Annotated in this window: 16 protein-coding genes; 12 read left to right on the top strand and 4 right to left on the bottom strand. The window is 69.9% G+C overall.

From position 1 onward, the window contains the following. The first annotated feature begins 380 nt into the window (after nt 1–380). Nucleotides 381–980, top strand: a complete 600-nt coding sequence (locus tag EPAKOI_RS02895; protein ID WP_124682265.1) for a helix-turn-helix domain-containing protein — start codon at nt 381–383, stop codon at nt 978–980. 70 nt (nt 981–1,050) lie between these two features. On the opposite strand, the gene EPAKOI_RS02890 is transcribed toward EPAKOI_RS02895, so the two are convergent. Together EPAKOI_RS02890 and EPAKOI_RS02885 are read right to left on the bottom strand one after the other, a co-directional pair. Next, the gene (locus EPAKOI_RS02890; RefSeq protein ID WP_423192919.1) at nt 1,051–2,154 is read right to left on the bottom strand and encodes an ornithine cyclodeaminase; all 1,104 of its coding nucleotides are present in this window, start codon (nt 2,152–2,154) and stop codon (nt 1,051–1,053) included. Nucleotides 2,155–2,167: 13 nt separating this feature from the next. Continuing rightward, complete coding sequence (locus tag EPAKOI_RS02885) at nt 2,168–3,046, bottom strand: dimethylarginine dimethylaminohydrolase family protein (RefSeq protein WP_313835477.1); 879 nt, start codon at nt 3,044–3,046, stop codon at nt 2,168–2,170. 174 nt (nt 3,047–3,220) lie between these two features. Here EPAKOI_RS02885 and EPAKOI_RS02880 point away from each other — a divergent pair, with 174 nt between their 5' ends. Continuing rightward, nucleotides 3,221–3,643: an Lrp/AsnC family transcriptional regulator gene (locus tag EPAKOI_RS02880; RefSeq protein ID WP_124682268.1), complete on the top strand. Its 423-nt coding sequence runs from the start codon at nt 3,221–3,223 to the stop codon at nt 3,641–3,643. Here EPAKOI_RS02880 and EPAKOI_RS02875 read toward each other — a convergent pair. Beyond that, entirely contained in the window at nt 3,631–5,433 is a 1,803-nt protein-coding gene (locus EPAKOI_RS02875) for a chloride channel protein (RefSeq protein ID WP_423192918.1), read from the bottom strand. The genes EPAKOI_RS02880 and EPAKOI_RS02875 overlap by 13 nt on opposite strands. 132 nt (nt 5,434–5,565) lie before the next feature. On the opposite strand from EPAKOI_RS02875, the gene EPAKOI_RS02870 reads away from it, so the two are divergent. The 6 genes from EPAKOI_RS02870 (at nt 5,566) to EPAKOI_RS02845 (ending at nt 11,683) form a co-directional block, all read left to right on the top strand. Then, nucleotides 5,566–6,708 (top strand): HPP family protein, encoded by a 1,143-nt coding sequence (locus EPAKOI_RS02870; protein ID WP_313835473.1) that lies wholly within the window; start codon nt 5,566–5,568, stop codon nt 6,706–6,708. Nucleotides 6,709–6,813: 105 nt separating this feature from the next. Continuing rightward, nucleotides 6,814–7,917 (top strand): AI-2E family transporter, encoded by a 1,104-nt coding sequence (locus tag EPAKOI_RS02865; RefSeq protein WP_124682271.1) that lies wholly within the window; start codon nt 6,814–6,816, stop codon nt 7,915–7,917. Then, nucleotides 7,914–8,594 (top strand): paraquat-inducible protein A, encoded by a 681-nt coding sequence (locus EPAKOI_RS02860; protein WP_313835472.1) that lies wholly within the window; start codon nt 7,914–7,916, stop codon nt 8,592–8,594. Before EPAKOI_RS02865 ends, EPAKOI_RS02860 begins: the two co-directional genes overlap by 4 nt. Beyond that, nucleotides 8,591–9,379 (top strand): paraquat-inducible protein A, encoded by a 789-nt coding sequence (locus EPAKOI_RS02855; protein WP_423192917.1) that lies wholly within the window; start codon nt 8,591–8,593, stop codon nt 9,377–9,379. The genes EPAKOI_RS02860 and EPAKOI_RS02855 overlap by 4 nt, the downstream gene beginning before the upstream one ends. After that, nucleotides 9,366–11,018: an intermembrane transport protein PqiB gene (locus EPAKOI_RS02850; protein ID WP_124682274.1), complete on the top strand. Its 1,653-nt coding sequence runs from the start codon at nt 9,366–9,368 to the stop codon at nt 11,016–11,018. Before EPAKOI_RS02855 ends, EPAKOI_RS02850 begins: the two co-directional genes overlap by 14 nt. Beyond that, entirely contained in the window at nt 11,015–11,683 is a 669-nt protein-coding gene (locus tag EPAKOI_RS02845) for a PqiC family protein (RefSeq protein WP_423192916.1), read from the top strand. The genes EPAKOI_RS02850 and EPAKOI_RS02845 overlap by 4 nt, the downstream gene beginning before the upstream one ends. On the opposite strand, the gene EPAKOI_RS02840 is transcribed toward EPAKOI_RS02845, so the two are convergent. Then, nucleotides 11,680–12,231, bottom strand: coding sequence for a nucleoside 2-deoxyribosyltransferase (locus tag EPAKOI_RS02840; RefSeq protein WP_313835468.1), 552 nt, complete (start codon nt 12,229–12,231; stop codon nt 11,680–11,682). The genes EPAKOI_RS02845 and EPAKOI_RS02840 overlap by 4 nt on opposite strands. A gap of 344 nt (nt 12,232–12,575) precedes the next feature. Here EPAKOI_RS02840 and EPAKOI_RS02835 point away from each other — a divergent pair, with 344 nt between their 5' ends. From EPAKOI_RS02835 to EPAKOI_RS02820, 4 genes are all read left to right on the top strand, one after another. Then, on the top strand, nt 12,576–13,190 hold the full coding sequence (locus EPAKOI_RS02835; protein ID WP_423192915.1) for a fimbrial protein: 615 nt from the start codon (nt 12,576–12,578) through the stop codon (nt 13,188–13,190). Between the two features lie 107 nt (nt 13,191–13,297). Next, nucleotides 13,298–14,059, top strand: coding sequence for a fimbrial biogenesis chaperone (locus tag EPAKOI_RS02830; RefSeq protein ID WP_423192914.1), 762 nt, complete (start codon nt 13,298–13,300; stop codon nt 14,057–14,059). A 1-nt stretch (nt 14,060) separates the two neighbouring features. Further along, nucleotides 14,061–16,649, top strand: a complete 2,589-nt coding sequence (locus EPAKOI_RS02825) for a fimbria/pilus outer membrane usher protein (RefSeq protein ID WP_423192913.1) — start codon at nt 14,061–14,063, stop codon at nt 16,647–16,649. Continuing rightward, complete coding sequence (locus EPAKOI_RS02820) at nt 16,649–17,674, top strand: fimbrial protein (protein ID WP_423192912.1); 1,026 nt, start codon at nt 16,649–16,651, stop codon at nt 17,672–17,674. The genes EPAKOI_RS02825 and EPAKOI_RS02820 overlap by 1 nt, the downstream gene beginning before the upstream one ends. Nucleotides 17,675–17,679 lie beyond the last annotated feature (5 nt).

The raw sequence follows: 17,679 nt of genomic DNA, 5'->3' as shown, positions 1-17,679 counted from the left end.
TCGGGCGTCATGGAACAAGTCGGACAGAGGGCGCCCGTTGTCTACCGAATCGCATCGATGTTCGTTAAACAACAAAAGTGTGACGCCAATCATTGCTTTCCCTCTGGCAACGAATCATCTTGAAGCCATACTATTGGCATTCGGCAAGCGGGGAGTGTGTGGGAGGCCCGCCCAGCCGGATGCAGCAAGCGGGCACGGCAACCTGAAGCCGTTGCTACGTCAACGCACAACAAAGCAACAAAGACCGGCCGGGGAGCGGGTCGCAAGCATCAGGGTCAGGAAAAACAGCAGCCCGGTCAATGACCGACGTGGCGTGTCCGAGGACGCCCGTGCAGTACGCCAGTCGTGCTGTGCTGCTGAACGACACTACGGGTGATTGGATGAAACTGGATCCAGAACTGGCTGAAAAGCCATACTACAGCACGCGAACCGCGGCAAAACTGCTCAACGTATCGCTCGGCACCGTGCAGAAAATGGTGGAACGCGGCGAACTTGGCGCGTGGAAGACCAATGGCGGCCACCGTCGCATCCACAAGGAGACCGTGCACCGGCTGCTGGCTGACCGCGCCATCCCGGACACCGCCGTCGAGCACAACCTCGACCTCGTGGTCTTCCATCCCAACCATACCGAGGCGCAGCGCATCAGCGCGCAACTGGGCAAGTGGTCCCTGCCGCTGAAGACGCAGGTGCTGGAAGACGTGGTGGACACCGTCATCACGTCGGTCGACGCCCGCCCCCGCGTGGTGCTTTACTACGTGGAGGAACTCAACGACGCCGAATCGGCGACGATCGAGAAGCTGCAGAACTTCTTTGCCCGCCAGCGCGTGATCTTTGCGGTGATTACCAACCGCCAGGCCTACGACGGCGTGGCCGATGCCCTGCAGCAGTGGGGGATCATGGTGTTCCTGAAGACGCCGTCGCTGGAGGAGATCAAGGGCTTCCTGCGCGCCCAGTTGATGATGGGACGCGGCGGCGCTTAATGTTTCGTTAATGTCTGATATTGAAACGGCCCGGCACTTGTCCGGGCCGTTTTGTTTTTGGGGCGAGGCATCAGGTCGGGGCCGCCTCGACCTGCACCACCGCCTCGGCGGGTGACCCCATCATCCACCCATACAGGTCACGCGGGTCGGGCGGCATGGCCACCAGCTCGACGTCGCGGCCGGCGTGGTGCGCCTGTGCGGCCGCGTGCAGCCAGCGCAGCGCCGCGTAGTCTTCCAGCGCAAAGCCGACCGAATCGAACACCGTCACCTCGTCGGCGCTGGCGCGGCCCGGCGCCCGGCCGGCCAGCACTTCCCAGAGTTCGCTGACCGGGGCCTCGGGCCATTGCTGGATCTCGCCCTCGATGCGCGACTGCGGCGCGTACTCGACCACGATGCGCGCCTGCCGCAGGATATCGACGTGCAGTTCGGTCTTGCCCGGGCAGTCGCCGCCTACCGCGTTCAGGTGCATGCCGGGCCGGACCATGTCCGGCGTGAGGATCGTGGCGCGCGTCTTGTCGGCCGTGACCGTGGTGACGATGTCGGCCCCGGCCAGCGCCTCGCGCACCGACCGCGCCGGCACGATGGCCAGCCCGGGCACGTCCGCAAGGTTGTGCATGAGCCGCGCGGTGGCGGCCGGGTCGATGTCGAACGCGTGGATCGTGGTGATGCCGGCCATCGCATGAAACGCCAGCGCCTGGAATTCGGCCTGGGCGCCGTTGCCGATCAGCGCCATGGTGTGCGCCCCGCCGCGCGCCATCGCCTGCGCGGCCAGCGCCGACGTGGCCGCCGTGCGCAGCGCCGTGGCCAGCGTCAGGTCGGCCAGCAGCAGCGGAAAGCCGGTGCGCACCTCGGCCAGCATCCCGCAGGCCATGACCGTCGGCAGCGCCAGCCGCGCGTTGCGGGGATGGCCGTTGACGTACTTGAACGCGAAGTGGTGGCCGTCGCTGACGGGCATCAGCTCGATCACCCCCACGGGCGAATGGCTGGCCAGCCGCGCCGATTTTTCGAAGTCGGCCCAGCGCAGGAAGTCCTCGCAGACGCAATCGGCCACGGCCACGATGGCCTGCCGCACGCCGATGCCGCGCACCAGCCCGGCCACGTCGCCCGCATCCAGGAAGCGCGTGCGGCGCGCGCCGGGCGAGGCGTGCTTCACGGCGGCGTTCGTCGAAGTCATGGCGCCCCTCCCCTCAGGCTGCCGCGGCGCGCCGCACGGGCGTGCTGGCGCGGTCCAGCCGCAGCGTCATGCAATAGGCGCCGCCGCCCGACATCATGTACGGCGACAGGTCCACCTCATGCAGCCGATAGCCGCGCCGGCCCAGTTCATGGCGTAAATGCGATGTGGTGCGCGTCATCACCACGTGGTCGTCCAGATTGACCGCGTTGACGCTGAAGTGGCGCAGGTCGTCCTCGGTGGCCTCGATGCGCTGCGCCACCGGCACGCGGGCACGCAACGCACCGAGCGCGGCGTCGGTGAATGCCGGCGGGTAGTACAGCACCTCGCCGCCGGACAGCGGGCAGAAGCAGACATCGAGGTGATAGCTCTGCTCGGTGGCCAGTTCCAGCGCCACCACTTCCTGGCCAAACTGGCGCGCCATCGCGCTGGCCGCCTCGTGCGACGAGCGCGGGCCGAAGCCGGCCCAGAAATGGCCGCGCCGCGCATCCCAGATACAGTCGCCCGCGCCTTCCTGGTAGCAGCCCTCGGGCAGCCGTTCCACCGTATCGATCAGGCCGCGTTCGCGGAGTTGCGCGAAGATCGCCGCGAACGGCTGTTCCTCGCCGCGCCGCTGCGGATGCCGAAAGCGCGCCAGCACGGCCTTGCCGTCGAGCACCACGGCCGCGTTGGCCGGGAACACCATGTCGGGCTGGCCCGGCGCGCCGTCGGCCACTTCGACGGCAAACCCGGCGCGGTCCAGCGCGTCGCGCAGCGCATCGAACGCGGCCAGCGCGCGGCGGTGCATGCCGCTCGGGTCGCGGGCCCATGCCGCGGGGTCCATCCACGGATTGATGGCGTACGAAACGTCGTAGAACGTAGGGGCAACCAGCAGGATGGTCGGACGGTCGAGCACGGCAATCTCCTTGTCAGTGGCGCCCGGCGTGTCGGGCGTCCCTGATGTGGATTGTGGGTCGCGTGCGCGTCAGCGAACAGTCAACAAACGGACAAATTGCTATGGACGCCTAACAATTCGCCAGACTTCGCTGGCGAAATGCAACGCCGGCCGTACCGCACCAGGGAGCGCGCCATGGATGCCACCGATCGACAACTGCTGGGACTGCTGCGCGACAACGCGCGCACGCCGGTCACGGCGCTGGCCAAGGCGCTGCGCGTGTCGCGCGCCACGGTGCAGAACCGCATCGAGAAACTGGAGAAGGAAGGCCAGATCGTCGGCTACACGGTGCGGCTCAAGCCCGAGGCCGAGCCGCATCGCATCCGCGCGTGGATGACGGTGGCCGTGGAAGGCAACAAGGCGCGCCAGGTGCTGCAGGCATTGCGCGGCGACCCGAACGTGCAGACGCTGCACACGACCAACGGCCGCTGGGACATCATCGCCGAGCTGCGCGCCGATACGCTGGAGCAGTTCGACCGGACGCTCGACCGCATCCGGCTGGTCGATGGCATTTCCGCCACCGAGACCAGCATCCTGCTGTCGAGCTACAAGCTCTGACCGGCGACGGCCTGCGGCCGGCCGCGCAGCCGCTCGCGGTGCGTTTCCTCGTGCAGCGCGTGTTCGCTGGGCGACAGCAGGTCGCGCAGCGAGACGATGCCGACCGGCCGCATCGATTCCAGGCTGTCGACCACGGGCAGGCGCGCCACGCTCAGCGCCGCCATGCGCCCGGCCGCGGCCCGGCCGGTCTGTGATGCCAGCAGCACCGGCGGCGTGCGGGGGTCGCCATCGCCCTGCCCGGCCACAAGGTCGCCGCAGCGCAGCCCGGTGTCGTGACCGGCACAAGCTGCCTCGATGGCGCTGCGATGCAGCATCCCCACCACGCGGCCCTGCGCCACCACCGGATAGGCGCGATGCGCGGCATGCGGGCCGAAATGGCGGGCCAGCGCATCGGCCACCGGCAGGTCGGCGTCCAGCGTCACCACATCGCGCGTCATCAGGTCTTCCACGTGCGTCCGTTCCAGCGGATCGACGCCATACTCGCGGTAGATGTGCAGCCCGCGCCGTGCGATCTTCTCGGTCATGATGCCGCGCTTCATCGTCAGCACCGAGAACCCGTAGGCCACGGCCGTGGTCAGCAGCAGCGGCAGCAGCGCCTCGCTGTCGTGGGTCAGGCCGAACGCGAACACGATGGCCGTCAGCGGCGCGCCCAGCACGCTGCCCAGCACGCCGGCCATGCAGACCAGCGCCCACAGCGCCGGCGATCCGCCCGGCAGCAGCGGGGCCAGCACCACGCCCAGCCCGGCGCCGAGCATCAGCAGCGGCGCCAGCACGCCACCCGACGTGCCCGAGCCCAGCGCGGCAATCCAGATCACCGCCTTGACCGCCAGCAGCGCCACGGCCACCTCCAGCGCCAGCCGGTTGTTGAGCAGGTCGCCGATCACGTCGTAGCCCACGCCCAGCGCGCGCGGCTCGAAGTACCCGCCGATGCCGACCACCAGGCCGCCGATGGCCGGCCACCACATCCAGTGCAGCGGCAGCCGGGCAAAGGCATCCTCCGTGCGATAGAGCGCCAGCGTGAGCCCCGCGCCCAGCACGCCGCACAGCAGCCCGGCGAACACGCAGGACCCCAACGCCACGGTGCCGGCCGGCACGGTGTGCAGCGGAAACAGCGGGCCGGCCTCGAACAGGAACGGCCGCAGGAAGCCGGCCACCGCGCAGGCCAGCGCCACCGGCAGCAGGCTGCGCGGGCGCAGTTCGAACAGCAGCAGTTCCACGGCCAGCAGCACCGCCGCCACCGGCGTGCCGAAGATCGCCGTCATGCCCGCGCACGCGCCGGCCACCAGCAGCGTCTTGCGCTCGGCGGCGGTCAGGTGCAGGTACTGGGCCAGCAGCGACGCGATGGACCCACCGGTCATGATGATCGGCCCCTCGGCGCCGAACGGCCCACCGCTGCCAATCACGATGCCCGACGACAGCGGCTTGAGCACCGCCACCTTGGGCGACATCCGGCTCTTGCCGAACAGCACGGCCTCGATGGCCTCGGGGATGCCATGGCCGCGGATCTTGTCGCTGCCGTAGCGCGCCATCAGCCCCACGATCAGCCCGCCGATGGCCGGCACGGCAATCACCCACGGCCCCAGCGCATGGTGCGCCGGCGAGCGCTCGGCAAACGACAGCGTCTGGAAGAAGAACAGGTTGGTGAAGAAGCGGATCAGGTTCACGAGCACGAACGCCGCGCCGGTGCTGACCGCGCCGATCAGCAGCGCGATGCCGGCCAGCATGGGCAGGCGGCCGTTGACGGCGTAATCGCGCTTGGGGGAATGGTGCGATGCGGGATGACTGGACATGGACATGGGGCGGGGCGAGTGGGATCATGCGCGGGTACGCAGCCGCCGAAATATATCATGCTGTGATACATTCACGAGTCCGGCCAATGCGCCGTGGCGCCCCCGACACTTCTAAAGCCGCCCCCGCTTTCGATGCCCGCTGGATTCGACCCGACCTCCTCCGTCGCAGAGGCCCGTGCCTGGCTGCGCACTTTCGTCCCCATGCCGGTGGCCGCCAGCCGGCACGAGCGCCTCAAAAGCTGTCTTGGCGCGCTGCTGGGCCTGGCGATCACAGAATGGATCTGCCGCCAGTTCCTGCTCGGCTTCAACCCCTGGTTTGTCGCGCCGATGGGTGCGTCGGCCGTGCTGCTGTTCGGCGTGCCGGCCAGTCCGCTGGCGCAGCCGTGGTCGATCATCGGCGGCAACCTCGTGGCCGCGACCGTCGGGGTGGCCTGCGCGAAGTTCATCCCCGACCCGGGGCTGGCGGCCGGCGTGGCCGTGGCCGGCGCCATCGCGCTGATGTTCCAGTTGCGCTGCGTGCACCCGCCCAGCGGCGCGGTGGCGGTGACGGCCGTGTTCGGCGGCCCGGCCGTGCAGGCGCTGGGGTTCGGCTTCGTGGTGATTCCGGTGGCCATCAACTCGGCGCTGCTGCTGCTGACGGCGCTGGCGTTCAACAACTTCACGCGGCGCCGCTATCCGCACCGGCCGCCCGAGCCGGCGGCCCAGCATGACACCAAGGATGCGCCGCCCAGCCGCCGCACCGGCTTCACGCGCGCGGACCTGGATGCGGTACTGGCCGCACGCGGCGAATTCCTGGACATCGAGGAAGACGATCTGGAAGCCATCCTGGTGGCGGCCGAGCTGCGCGCCTATTCGCGGCGCTTTGGCGGCGCGCGCTGCGTGGACATCATGTCGCGCGACGTGATCTCGGTGCGCCCCGGCCAGATGGCCGCCGACGCCGCCGCGCTGCTGGCGCGCCACCGCATCAAGGCGCTGCCCGTGCTGGACCGCCAGCGGCGGCTGCTGGGCATCCTGACGCAGAGCGATTTCTTCCGCGCCTATCGCGCCAACTCGCGGCGCGTCAACGGCACCGTGCGCGACCTGATGACCCGCAGCGTGATCTCGGCCCGCACCGACCAGCCCATCGTCGAGCTGGCGCAGGGCTTCTCCGACGGCGGCCTGCACCACGTGCCCGTGCTAGACGCCGAGCGGCGCGTGGTGGGCATCGTCACGCAGTCCGACCTCGTGGCCGCGCTGCTGCGCCAGGGCGGCGCCGCGGAGCCGCCCGCCGCCTGACCCGCCGCGCCCGGCCGGACGGGCAAGGGAAAACCCGGAACGGCAGGCGAATTCCGCTATGCTTACGGCGTTCTTGCCACATGGACGCCGGTCAGGCGCGCGACGATGAGTTCCGGACAACTGATTGAGAAGCTTGCCGCCGTATTCGCGCTGATCGTCCTGATAGGCGGGTCGCTGCTGGTGCTGGCCCCGTTTGCCACCGCGCTGGTCTGGGGCGCGATCCTGGCCTATAGCTCCTGGTACCCCTATACCGTGCTATCGCGCTGGTTCGGCAACCGGCGCGGGCTGGCCGCGCTGGTCTGCGTGCTGATCGCCACCGTCATCGTGCTGGGCCCGTTCGTCTACGCGGGCGCCAGCTTTTCCGCCCATCTGGACCAGCTCACCGAACTCGTCAACCGCTACGCCGAGCGCGGCCTGCCGCAGTTGCCCGAATGGCTCAGCAGCCTGCCCTACGTGGGCCCGCAGCTGCAGGCCAGCTACGACCAGATCATCCACGCCGATTCCGAGATGGTGGCCAACCTGCGCAAGCTGATCGCGCCGGTGGGCCATGCGCTGCTGGGCGCGGGCCTGTCGATTGGCGGCGGGCTGGGCCAGCTTGCGCTGTCGATCATCCTGGCGTTCTTCTTCTATACCGGCGGCGAACTGGCCGTGGACTGGCTGCGCGGCGGCATGCGCCGCGTGGCGGGCGAGCGCGCCGACCACCTGATGGCGCTGGCCGGCGGCACGATCAAGGGCGTGGTCTACGGCGTGCTGGGCACGGCGTTCGTGCAGGCGGTGCTGGCCGCCATCGGCTTCTGGATCGCCGGCGTGCCCGGCGCCGCCATCCTTGGCCTGATCACGTTCTTCCTGTCGGTGATCCCGATGGGCCCGCCGCTGGTGTGGATTCCGGCCGCGCTGTGGCTGTACCACGGCGGCGAGACCGGCTGGGCCATCTTCATGGTGGTCTGGGGCGGCGTGGTAGTGGGCATGGCCGACAACGTGATCAAGCCGCTGCTGATCAGCAAGGGCACCGGGCTGCCGCTGATCTGGATCATGATGGGCGTGCTGGGCGGGGCGCTGGCGTTCGGCTTCCTGGGCGTGTTCCTGGGCCCGACCGTGCTGGCCGTGGCCTACGCGCTGCTGCGCGACTGGACCATCGGCACGCAGGAGCGGCCCGCGGTGACCGACGTCACGCCGGCGCCGCCGTCGCAACTGACGCCCGACGCATGACCGCACCGCGCGACACGCCGCCCACGGCCCCGCCGCCGGCCGCGCTGCACCGGCTGGTGGCCTGCGAGTACTGCGACGCGCTCTACGAACGCACGGCGCTGGCGCCCGGCGAGCGCGCCACGTGCCTGCGCTGCGGCGGCATGCTGTACCGCGAGAGCACGCGCGCATACCGCCGGCTGCTGCCGCTGGTGGTCACCGCGCTGATCCTGTTCCTGGTATCGAACACGTATCCCATCGTCGAGATGGACCTCAAGGGCGTGCGCACCGAGACCACGCTCTGGGGCGCCGTGATGGCGCTGCATGCCGACCACATGACGCTGGTGGCGCTGCTGGTGTTCGGCACCACCATCCTGTTCCCGCTGTCCGAGATGCTGATGATGTGCTACCTGCTGGTGCCGATGGCCCGCCATCGCATGCCGGCCGGCTTCGAGCGCATCGTGCGCGGCATCCGCCAGACGCGGCCGTGGGGCATGATCGAGGTGTTCATGATCGGCGTGCTGGTGACCGTGGTGAAGCTGTCGACGATGGCGCAGGTGATACCGGGCGTGGCGCTCTGGTCGTTCGGCGCGCTGGTCGTGGTGCTGGCCGCGATGCTGTCGTTCGATCCGCGCGACCTCTGGCACTACCTGGAGCCGCCCGGCGCCGACGAGGTGCCGCCCGCCGGAGACGCGCGATGACCGCGCCGCAGCGTCCCACCCCGCCCCGGCCGAACCGCGCGGCGCAGGCCCGCGAGCAACTGGCCCGTTCGCGCCGCGTGGCGGCCGGCGTGGTGGCCGAGCTGACCGACGACGACGAACGCACGCCGGTGGCGCAGGTGCCCACGGCGGCGTCGCGCGGGCTGCTGTCGTGCCACGCGTGCGACCTCGTCAGCCCCATCGCGCTCGAAGGCCAGCCGTGCCCGCGCTGCGGCGCCGCGCTGCACCACCGCAAGCCGGCCAGCCTGGCGCGCACCTGGGCCTTCCTGCTGTCGGCGTTCATCCTCTACATCCCGGCCAACCTGCTGCCGGTCATGGTCACCGAGTCGATCCTGGGCACCCAGCGCGACACCATCATGTCCGGCGTGATCTACCTGTGGCTGTCCGGCTCGCACCTGCTGGCCGGCGTGGTGCTGATTGCCAGCATCATCGTGCCGCTGCTGAAGATGCTGATCCTGACGCTGCTGCTGGCGTCGGTGCACTTCCGGTCCACGTGGCGGATCCGGCAGCAGACGCGGCTCTACGGGCTGGTCGAGATCATCGGCCGCTGGTCGATGCTCGACATCTTCGTGGTGGCCCTGCTCGCGGCGCTGGTGCGCGCCGGCGCGCTGGCCACGATCATTCCCGGGGGCGGGGCGCTGGCCTTTGCCTCCGTGGTCGTGCTGACCATGCTGGCGTCGCTGTCGTTCGACCCGCGCCTGCTGTGGGACGCCATGGACGCCCGCCCCTCATCGAACCTGCCGGAATCCGACAATGGCCGATCCTGACCTCTCCCCTCCTCCGTCCGGTCCCGCCGGCCCGCCCGGCCTGCCGCAGCCGGCCCGCCGGCGCCGCGCGCGCTGGCTGCCGTCGCTGGTCTGGCTGATCCCGATCGTGGCCGCCGTGGTCGGCATCTCGCTGCTGGTCAACACGCTGGCGTCGCGCGGGCCCGAGATCACGGTCACGTTCAGCACTGCCGAGGGCCTGACGCCGGGCAAGACCGCCGTGCGCTACAAGGACGTCGACATCGGGCTGGTCAAGTCCGTGCGGCTGGCGTCCGACCGCTCGCATGTGATGGCGACGATCGAACTTACCAAGGACGCCGAGAACTTCGCGGTCAAGGACACGCGCTTCTGGGTGGTGCGCCCGCGCTTTGCCATCAGCGGCGTGTCGGGGCTGGAAACACTGCTGTCGGGCGCCTACATCGGCGTGGATGCCGGCAAGTCGGCCGAGCCCACGCGCAGCTTCACGGGCCTGGAGGTGCCGCCCGTGGTGACCACCGACGCGTCCGGCCGCCAGTTCGTGCTGCGCGCGCAGGACCTGGGCTCGCTCGACATCGGCTCGCCGGTCTACTACCGCCGCGTGCAGGTGGGCCAGGTGGTGGCCTACCAGCTGGAGCCGAACGGCCGCGACATCACGATGCGCGTGTTCGTCAACAAGCCGTACGACAAGCTCGTGACCGCCGACACGCGCTTCTGGCACGCCAGCGGCGTGGACCTGAAGCTCGACGCCAGCGGGCTGAAGCTGTCGACCCAGTCGCTGGTCACGGTGCTGCTGGGCGGCGTGGCGTTCCAGGCCCCGGACAACTCGTCGGCCCAGGCCGCCGCCGCCGAGAACACCCAGTTCCTGCTGGCCGGCGACCAGGCCGAGGCCATGAAGGAGCCCGAGGAACTGGCGCCCACGCTGGCCGTGCTGAACTTCGACCAGTCGGTGCGCGGGCTGTCGCCGGGCGCGCCGGTGGACTTCCGCGGCGTGATCGTGGGCCAGGTGCGGTCGATCGGCATCGAGTACCAGCGCGAGCGCAAGGCGTTCCGGATGCCCGTGGTGGTGGAGCTATATCCGTCGCGCATGGGCTTCCGCGAGCGCGACGTGGCCGACGAGGCGCGCAAGCGCACGATCGTCCAGGCGCTGGTCAAGCGCGGCATGCGCGCGCAGTTGCGCACCGGCAACCTGCTGACCGGGCAGCTCTACGTGGCGCTGGACTTCTTCCCGAAGGCGCCGCCGGCCAAGGACATCGACCTCGACGCGCCGATGCCGGAATTCCCCACCACGCCGGGCACGTTCGACGAACTGCAGGCCAAGCTGGGCGACATCGTCAACAAGATCGACAAGGTGCCGTTCGACCAGATCGGCCAGGAGGCGCGGACCGCGATGGTGTCGATGAACCGGATGCTGGAGTCGGCCGACAAGCTCGTGGCGCAGCTGAACGGCGACGTGGCGCCACAGGTGCTGGCCGCGCTGCAGGACGCCCGCCGCACGCTGACGGCCGCCAACGGCACGCTGGCATCCGACGCGCCGCTGCAGCAGGACACGCGCCGCATGCTGCAGGAACTGACGCGCACGGCCGTGTCGCTGCGCGCGCTGACCGATTACCTGGAACGCCACCCCGAAGCGCTGCTGCGCGGCAAGACGGAGGACAAGCAATGAAACGCACGCTGATTGCCGGCGCGATGGCGCTGGCCGTGGCCGGGCTGGGCGGCTGCGCGTCGCCCGAGCCGCGCTACTACTCGCTGGCGGCTGGCACGCCGGCGGCTACCCCATCGCCCGCATCCCCCTCATCACCGTCCACGGCCGCGGCGCAGCCGGTCTGGATCGAGGTGGCGCCGGTGCGCGTGCCCGAGCGGCTGAACCGCGCGCAGCTCGTGATGAGCGACGCCAACGGCAACGTGCGGCTGCTGGACCAGTCGCGCTGGTCGGCGCCGCTGCCCGACGAACTGCGCGACGCGCTGTCGCAGCAGCTCCAGGCCAACCTGGGCGCGGTGGATACCTACCAGCAGGGTCTGGCCGAAGTCGGCACGATCTTCCGCATCACGACCGAAGTGGTGCGGCTGGAAGGCGAGCCGGGCCAGCGGGCCGGCGCGACCATCGCCTGGACCGTGCGGCGCCTGCCCGACGGCAACGTGCTGAGCGGACGCACCGAGGCCGAGGTGCCGGTATCGGGACAGGTTGAGGATGTGGTGGGCGCCTACCGCCAGATCGTGGCGACGGCGGCGTCCGACATCGCCACGGGCGTGCGATCGCTGCGCGTGCAGGCCGGCACGGCTGGCGCGCCCGGACCCACGGCCACCACCGCGCCGCTGCCGGTGCGCTAGTCCTCGGCGTCGTTGCCGGCCGCCGCCTGCGCCCGCCGCGCGGCGCGGCGCCGGTCCGCCTCGGACATCGCCTTCAGGCACGCTTCGGCGTCGCCGCTCACCAGCCGCACGCTGCACGCCAGCATCAGGTTCATCGGCAGGCCGAAGTCCTCCACCACGTAGCCCCGCGCGTCCAGCGCGCTGCCATCGGCGTCGGCATGGTGGCGCACGCGGTCCAGCAGCGTGCCGGCATCGGCTGCGTAGCCCCAGACCGGCTTCTGCAGCGCCACGGCGAATCCCACTTCGAAGGCGGTGCCGCTGTCGGGCTCGCCCGGGCCGCGAAAGTCGTCCAGGTTGGCCATCACGACGTCCGCCTGCCGCAGCAGCGCGATATTGGCCTCGTAGATCCACTGTGCCGCCGCCGGGCCGGACAGCCCGGCGGGCACCGCCTTGTCCAGCGGATAGAGGCCCGTGTAGCCATGCCGCGCGCACAGCGCCTTCAGGTGGGCGCCCCACGCAAGCGCGTCCTTGCGGAATACGTCGAAGCCGGCGAGGTAGAGGGTCTTCATGGGGTGTCCTTGGGCGGAATGCGCATGAGAATAACGCAGCCCCGGCGCCGTTTCCATGGATATATCGCGATGCCCGCGACTGCAGTGTCCGTTAATCGATCAGAATTATTCGGATTATTCTTAGCGATTATCAGAAAATCCTCGCTATTAGGCTCATAGAAAATCCTATCGGGAATCATGACAAATGCGTCATAAATAAATCCCGCCCCGAAAATTCGAGATTTTCCGATATTTCCGCCCGCTTTACCTCGTTAGTCTTCGGCCCTGTCATCGGCGCCGCATCACGTTGCGGCCGCGCCCAATGCACGCGCCATGCACGCATTGCATGCACGGCCAAAGTGACGATGACACCCCTCCATTCAAATGAAGACGCGAGAATTCAAGTGAAAAGCATCCATACCAAAGCGCTGGCCGCTTCCGTCCTGTTCGCCGCCATGTCGGCACCGGCAATGGCCTCCGACGGCACGATTACCTTTACCGGGCGCGTGACGGGCCAGACCTGCACGCTGTCGGGCAACGGCGGCGCCGCCAATTTCACGGTGCCGATGCCCACCGTCGCCGCGGGCGCGCTGAACCGGCAGGGCGCCGTGGCCGGCCGCACGCCGTTCAATATCCGCCTGACCGGCTGCACGCCGAACACCGGCAACGTGGGCGTCTACTTCGAGCCGGGCGCCACGGTGGACAACACCTCGGGCCGCCTGGTCAACACGGCCGTGGCCTCGGCGGCCACCGAAACCACGCCGGCGGTCACCCCCGCCACCAACGTGCAGGTCGGCCTGCTGAACGACGCGCTGGACAACATCGTGCTGGGCGCCGCCTACGCCGCGCAGAACTCGCAGCAGGTGGCACTGGCCGACGGCGCCGCCACGCTGCAGTACTACGCGCAATACGTGGCCACGGGCGCCGCCACCGCTGGCGATGTCCTGACGACCGTCACGTACTCGGTGGTCTACCCCTAAGCGGGGCCACCGTGACTGTGCGCCGGCATGGCAGGTCCATGCCGGCGGTTATCCATTTGTATTTCCAGCCTTCGGCCTTGTCGCCGGAGCCCAAGCCGAACGTTCTCATGTCCCGAATCTCACACTGGCGGGTGGCACTGGCCGCCTGCCTCGCCATCGTGGCGACGTCGGCCGCCCACGCCTCCGTGGTGCTGGCCGGGACGCGCGTCATCTATCCCGAAACCGAACGCGAAGTCACGCTGCGGCTCACCAACGAGGGCACCGCGCCCGCGCTGGTGCAGGCCTGGATCGACGACGGCGATGCCAATGCCGCGCCCGACGACACCCACGCGCCGTTCACACTGGCCCCGCCCCTGTTCCGGCTGGACCCGCGCAAGGGACAGGCGCTGCGCATCATCTACCTGCAACAGCCGCTGCCCACGGACCGGGAGTCGCTGTTCTGGCTTAACGTGCTCGAAGTGCCGCCGATGGCGGCGGACGGCGCCGCGCAGCGCAACGAGCTGCAGTTCGCGTTCCGTACCCGCATCAAGCTGATGTTCCGGCCGCGCGGCCTGCCCGGCAGCGCCGACGCCGCGCCCGCCAGCGTGCGCTGGCGCCTGCTGCGCAAGGCCGATGGCCAGCAGGTGCTGTCGGCCACCAATCCCACGCCCTACCACGTGACCTTCACCGTGGTCGAGGCCGGCGTGGGGAGCGCGGTCCATCGCAACGACGCCGGCGCCATGGCCGCGCCGGGCGCGACCGTGGAATTCCCGCTCGGCGACGCCGTGCGCGGCAGCGTCGATGCCGGCGAGGTGCGCCACGTCACGATCAACGACTTCGGGGCGGCCGTCGAAGGCGTATCCCGGATTGCGACAGCGCCAACGGACTGACATGCGGACCCGATCGCCACGCCGCCTGGCCGCGCGCTGCCTGGTGGCCTCCACAGTGCTGCCGGCGCCGGTGCTGGCGGAGGTGCTGGCGGAGACGCCGGCCACCGAGACGCTGGCGCAGGTGCGTTTCAACGCGCAGTTCCTGCGGCGGGCCGATGGTTCCAGCGTGGACGTCAGCCGCTTCGACAAGGGCAACCCCGTCGCGCCGGGCAGCTACCCGGTCGACATCTACCTGAACGACACGTGGATTGCGCGCGAGACGGTGCGCTTTGCCGGGCCGGACGACGCGGCGGCGCCCTGCCTGGACCCGGCCACGCTGTCGCGGCTGAACCTGAACGAGGAAGCGCTGCCGCCGGCCGGCCGCACCGCCATTGCCGATGCCGCCGCCAGCGCCGCGGCCGGTGCGGCGGACGGCGCCTGCCTGCATCCGGCCGCCATTTCCGACGACGTGACGTGGTCGTTCAGCGTCAACGACATGCGGCTGAACTTCACGGTGGCGCAGGCGCTGATGCGCCGCCGCGCGGCCGGCACGGTGCCGCACGAACTGCTGGACAGCGGCGTGCCGTCGGCCACGCTCGGCTACCAGCTCAACACGTTCGGCATGAACGGGGCGCAGCACAGCACCAACACCTACCTTGGCATCGATGCCGGGCTGAACGTGGCCGGCTGGCACCTGCGCCAGCGCTCGTCGATGTCGTGGCAGTCGGTGGGCGAGCGCTACGCGTACCAGAACATCGCCACGTACGTGCAGCGCGACCTGCCCAAATGGCGCAGCCAGCTCACGCTCGGCGACGCCTTCACCGACGGCGCCGTGTTCGACAGCTTCTCGGTGCGCGGCGTGAACCTGACCACCGACGACCGCATGCTGCCGGACTCCACGCGCGGCTACGCGCCGCTGGTGCGCGGCGTGGCGCGGACCAACGCGCGCGTGTCGGTCTCGCAGGACGGCAACAAGATCTACGAAACCACGGTGGCGCCGGGCCCGTTCGAGATCGACGACCTCCATGCCACCGGCTACGGCGGTAACCTGCTGGTCACCGTCACCGAGGCCGACGGCAGCCAGAGCAGCTTCACGGTGCCCTACGCGTCGGTCGTCCAGCTTATCCGGCCGGGCCTCACGCGCTACTCGGCCACGGTTGGCGAGTACCGCAGCGGCTCGCACACCACCCCGTCGCGCGAGAAGCTCGTGCAGGGCACGGTCCAGCACGGGTTCAGCAACCTCACCACCGGCTACGCGGGCGCGGTGCTGTCCGAGGGCTACCAGGCCGCGCTGATCGGCGCCGCCTTCAACCTGCCCATCGGCGCGTTCGCGCTCGACGCCACGCACGCGCGCGCGAAGATTCCGGGCGCCAACGACGCCAGCGGCCAGAGCTTCCGCATCAGCTACAGCAAGTACGTGCCGACCACCAGCACCAACCTGACGGTGGCCGCCTACCGCTACGCGACCAAGGGCTTCTGGTCGATGCGCGACGCGTTTGCGGCGCGCGACGGCTCCTACAACGGCGACGGCGTGGCGCGCCAGCGCAGCCAGCTTCAGCTCACGCTGAACCAGAACCTGGGCGGCCGGCTGGGCACGCTGTACGCCACCGGCACGTCCACGGCCTACTGGAACCGCCGCGACACCGCGCTGATGTTCCAGGCCGGCTACAGCAACACGCTGCGGCTGTTCGGCACCAACATGACGTTCAACGTGTCGGCGTCGCGGCTGCGCGATGCCTACACCGGCCGCTACACGACCCAGGTCTTCGCCAACCTGACCGCTCCGCTGGGGCGCAGCGCCCACGCGCCGCTGGTGTCGTTCGGCACGACGCACGACAACGGCGGCGGATCGTCGCAGCAGTTGATGCTCAGCGGCACCGCGCTGGAGGACAACGCGGTCTCCTACGGCCTGAACGTGAACCGGGCGGCCGGCAGCAAGGTGTCCGGCGGCGGCAACGTCCAGTACCGCAGCCCGTACACGACCGTGTCGGCCTCCGCCAGCGGCGGCAACGGCTACACGCAGTACTCGGCCGGCCTGCAGGGTGCGCTGGTGGCCCATGCGGGCGGCGTGACGCTGGCCAACTTCCTGGGCGACACCATCGGAATCGTCGAGGCCAAGGGCGCCAGTGGCGCGCGCGTGGCCAATGCGCCCGGCGTGCGGATCGACCGGTTCGGCTACGCCATCGTGCCGTACCTGCACCCCTACAGCATGAACACGATCCAGCTCGATCCCAAGGGCCTGCCGCTCGATGTCTCGCTCGACGCCACGAGCACGCAGGTGGCGCCGCGCGCCAACGCGGCGGTCAAGATCCGCTTTGCCGCGGTCACGGGCCGGTCGGCCATCGTGTCGGCCACGCGGCCCGACGGCGGCAAGCTGCCGTTCGGCGCCCAGGTCACCAACGGCGCCGGCGCCGAAGTGGGCGTGGTGGGCCAAAGCGGCATCATCTTTGCGCGCGGGCTGGACAACATCGACCGGCTCTATGTGACGTGGGGCGCCGGCGGCGCGCAGCGCTGCGCGATCGACGTCAACCTGCCCGACAGCACCCGCCACGCCACGGCCTACGCGCAGATCCGCGCGGTATGCCAGCCCGATGCGAAGGAGACCCCGTGATGCCATCCATCTTCCTGCGCGCCGCAACCCTGGCGCTTGCGCTGGGCGGCCTGGCCGCGCTGCCGGCCGCTGCGCAGAGCGTGCAGCATTGCACCATCGAGGCGCAGCCGTCTGCGCTGTCGTCGCAGATATCCTACCCGGTGGAAGGCGCCCCGATCGGTACGGCGCTGACGCCAGACCTGGCCACGACCGTGTCGTTCCGCTGCCCGCGCAGCCGGCAGGGGTACGGCATCGTGATTTCGCCAACCGGCTTCTCGGCGGCGGGCTCGCGTTTCAACTATCCCGCGTTCTGGGACGCCAACACCTACGGCATGGGCATGCGCGTGGCCATCAGCCCGGGCGGCTACACCGTATCGGGCGCCGACCGGACCGATCCCGTGAGCAGGCGCATCATCCGCTACATCTCGTCGGCGGGCCAGACCGGATCGTTCGTGCTCACCAACCGGCTGGTCAAGCTGTTCGAGCGGATCAACGTGCCGGACCGCAGCGACCGCGTCGACATGGGCGTGATCTACCAGTTGTACAGCTATGACAACGCGACCCGGACGATGTCGCCGCCGCTGGCGTCGATCTCGTTCAACAACGGCATCCCCGAGCGGCCCACCTGCACGGTGGCCACCCGCAGCGTGACGGTGGACCTGCCGGTCGTGGCGTCGAGCAGCCTGCGGGGCGACGGCGTGAACGCCGGCCGGACGCCGTTCACGATCACGCTGAACTGCCGCCGCACCGACGTGCCGGTCTACATCACGATGACGGACGCCACGACGCCGGGCAACCGGTCTGACGTGCTGACGCTGACGCCGGCCTCGACGGCCACGGGCGTGGGCATCCGCATCCTGAACCCGGCCAGCGCGCCGGTCTTCTTCGGCCCCGATTCGGCCGAGCGCGGCACGGTGAACCAGTGGCGGGTGGGCCATTCCGAGCCGCTGATGCAGATTCCGCTGAGCGCCGAGTACGTGACGACCGGCGTGGTCGGCCCCGGCACGGTGGGCGCGCTGGCGACCTTCACCATGAGCTACCAGTAGCGCGC

Source organism: Cupriavidus sp. H18C2 (assembly GCF_049393795.1).
In the GTDB taxonomy this organism is placed as follows: Bacteria; Pseudomonadota; Gammaproteobacteria; order Burkholderiales; family Burkholderiaceae; genus Cupriavidus; species Cupriavidus pauculus_C.
The sequence above is the reverse complement of the archived record's forward strand: the minus strand, read 5'-3'. Positions and strand labels throughout refer to the sequence as shown.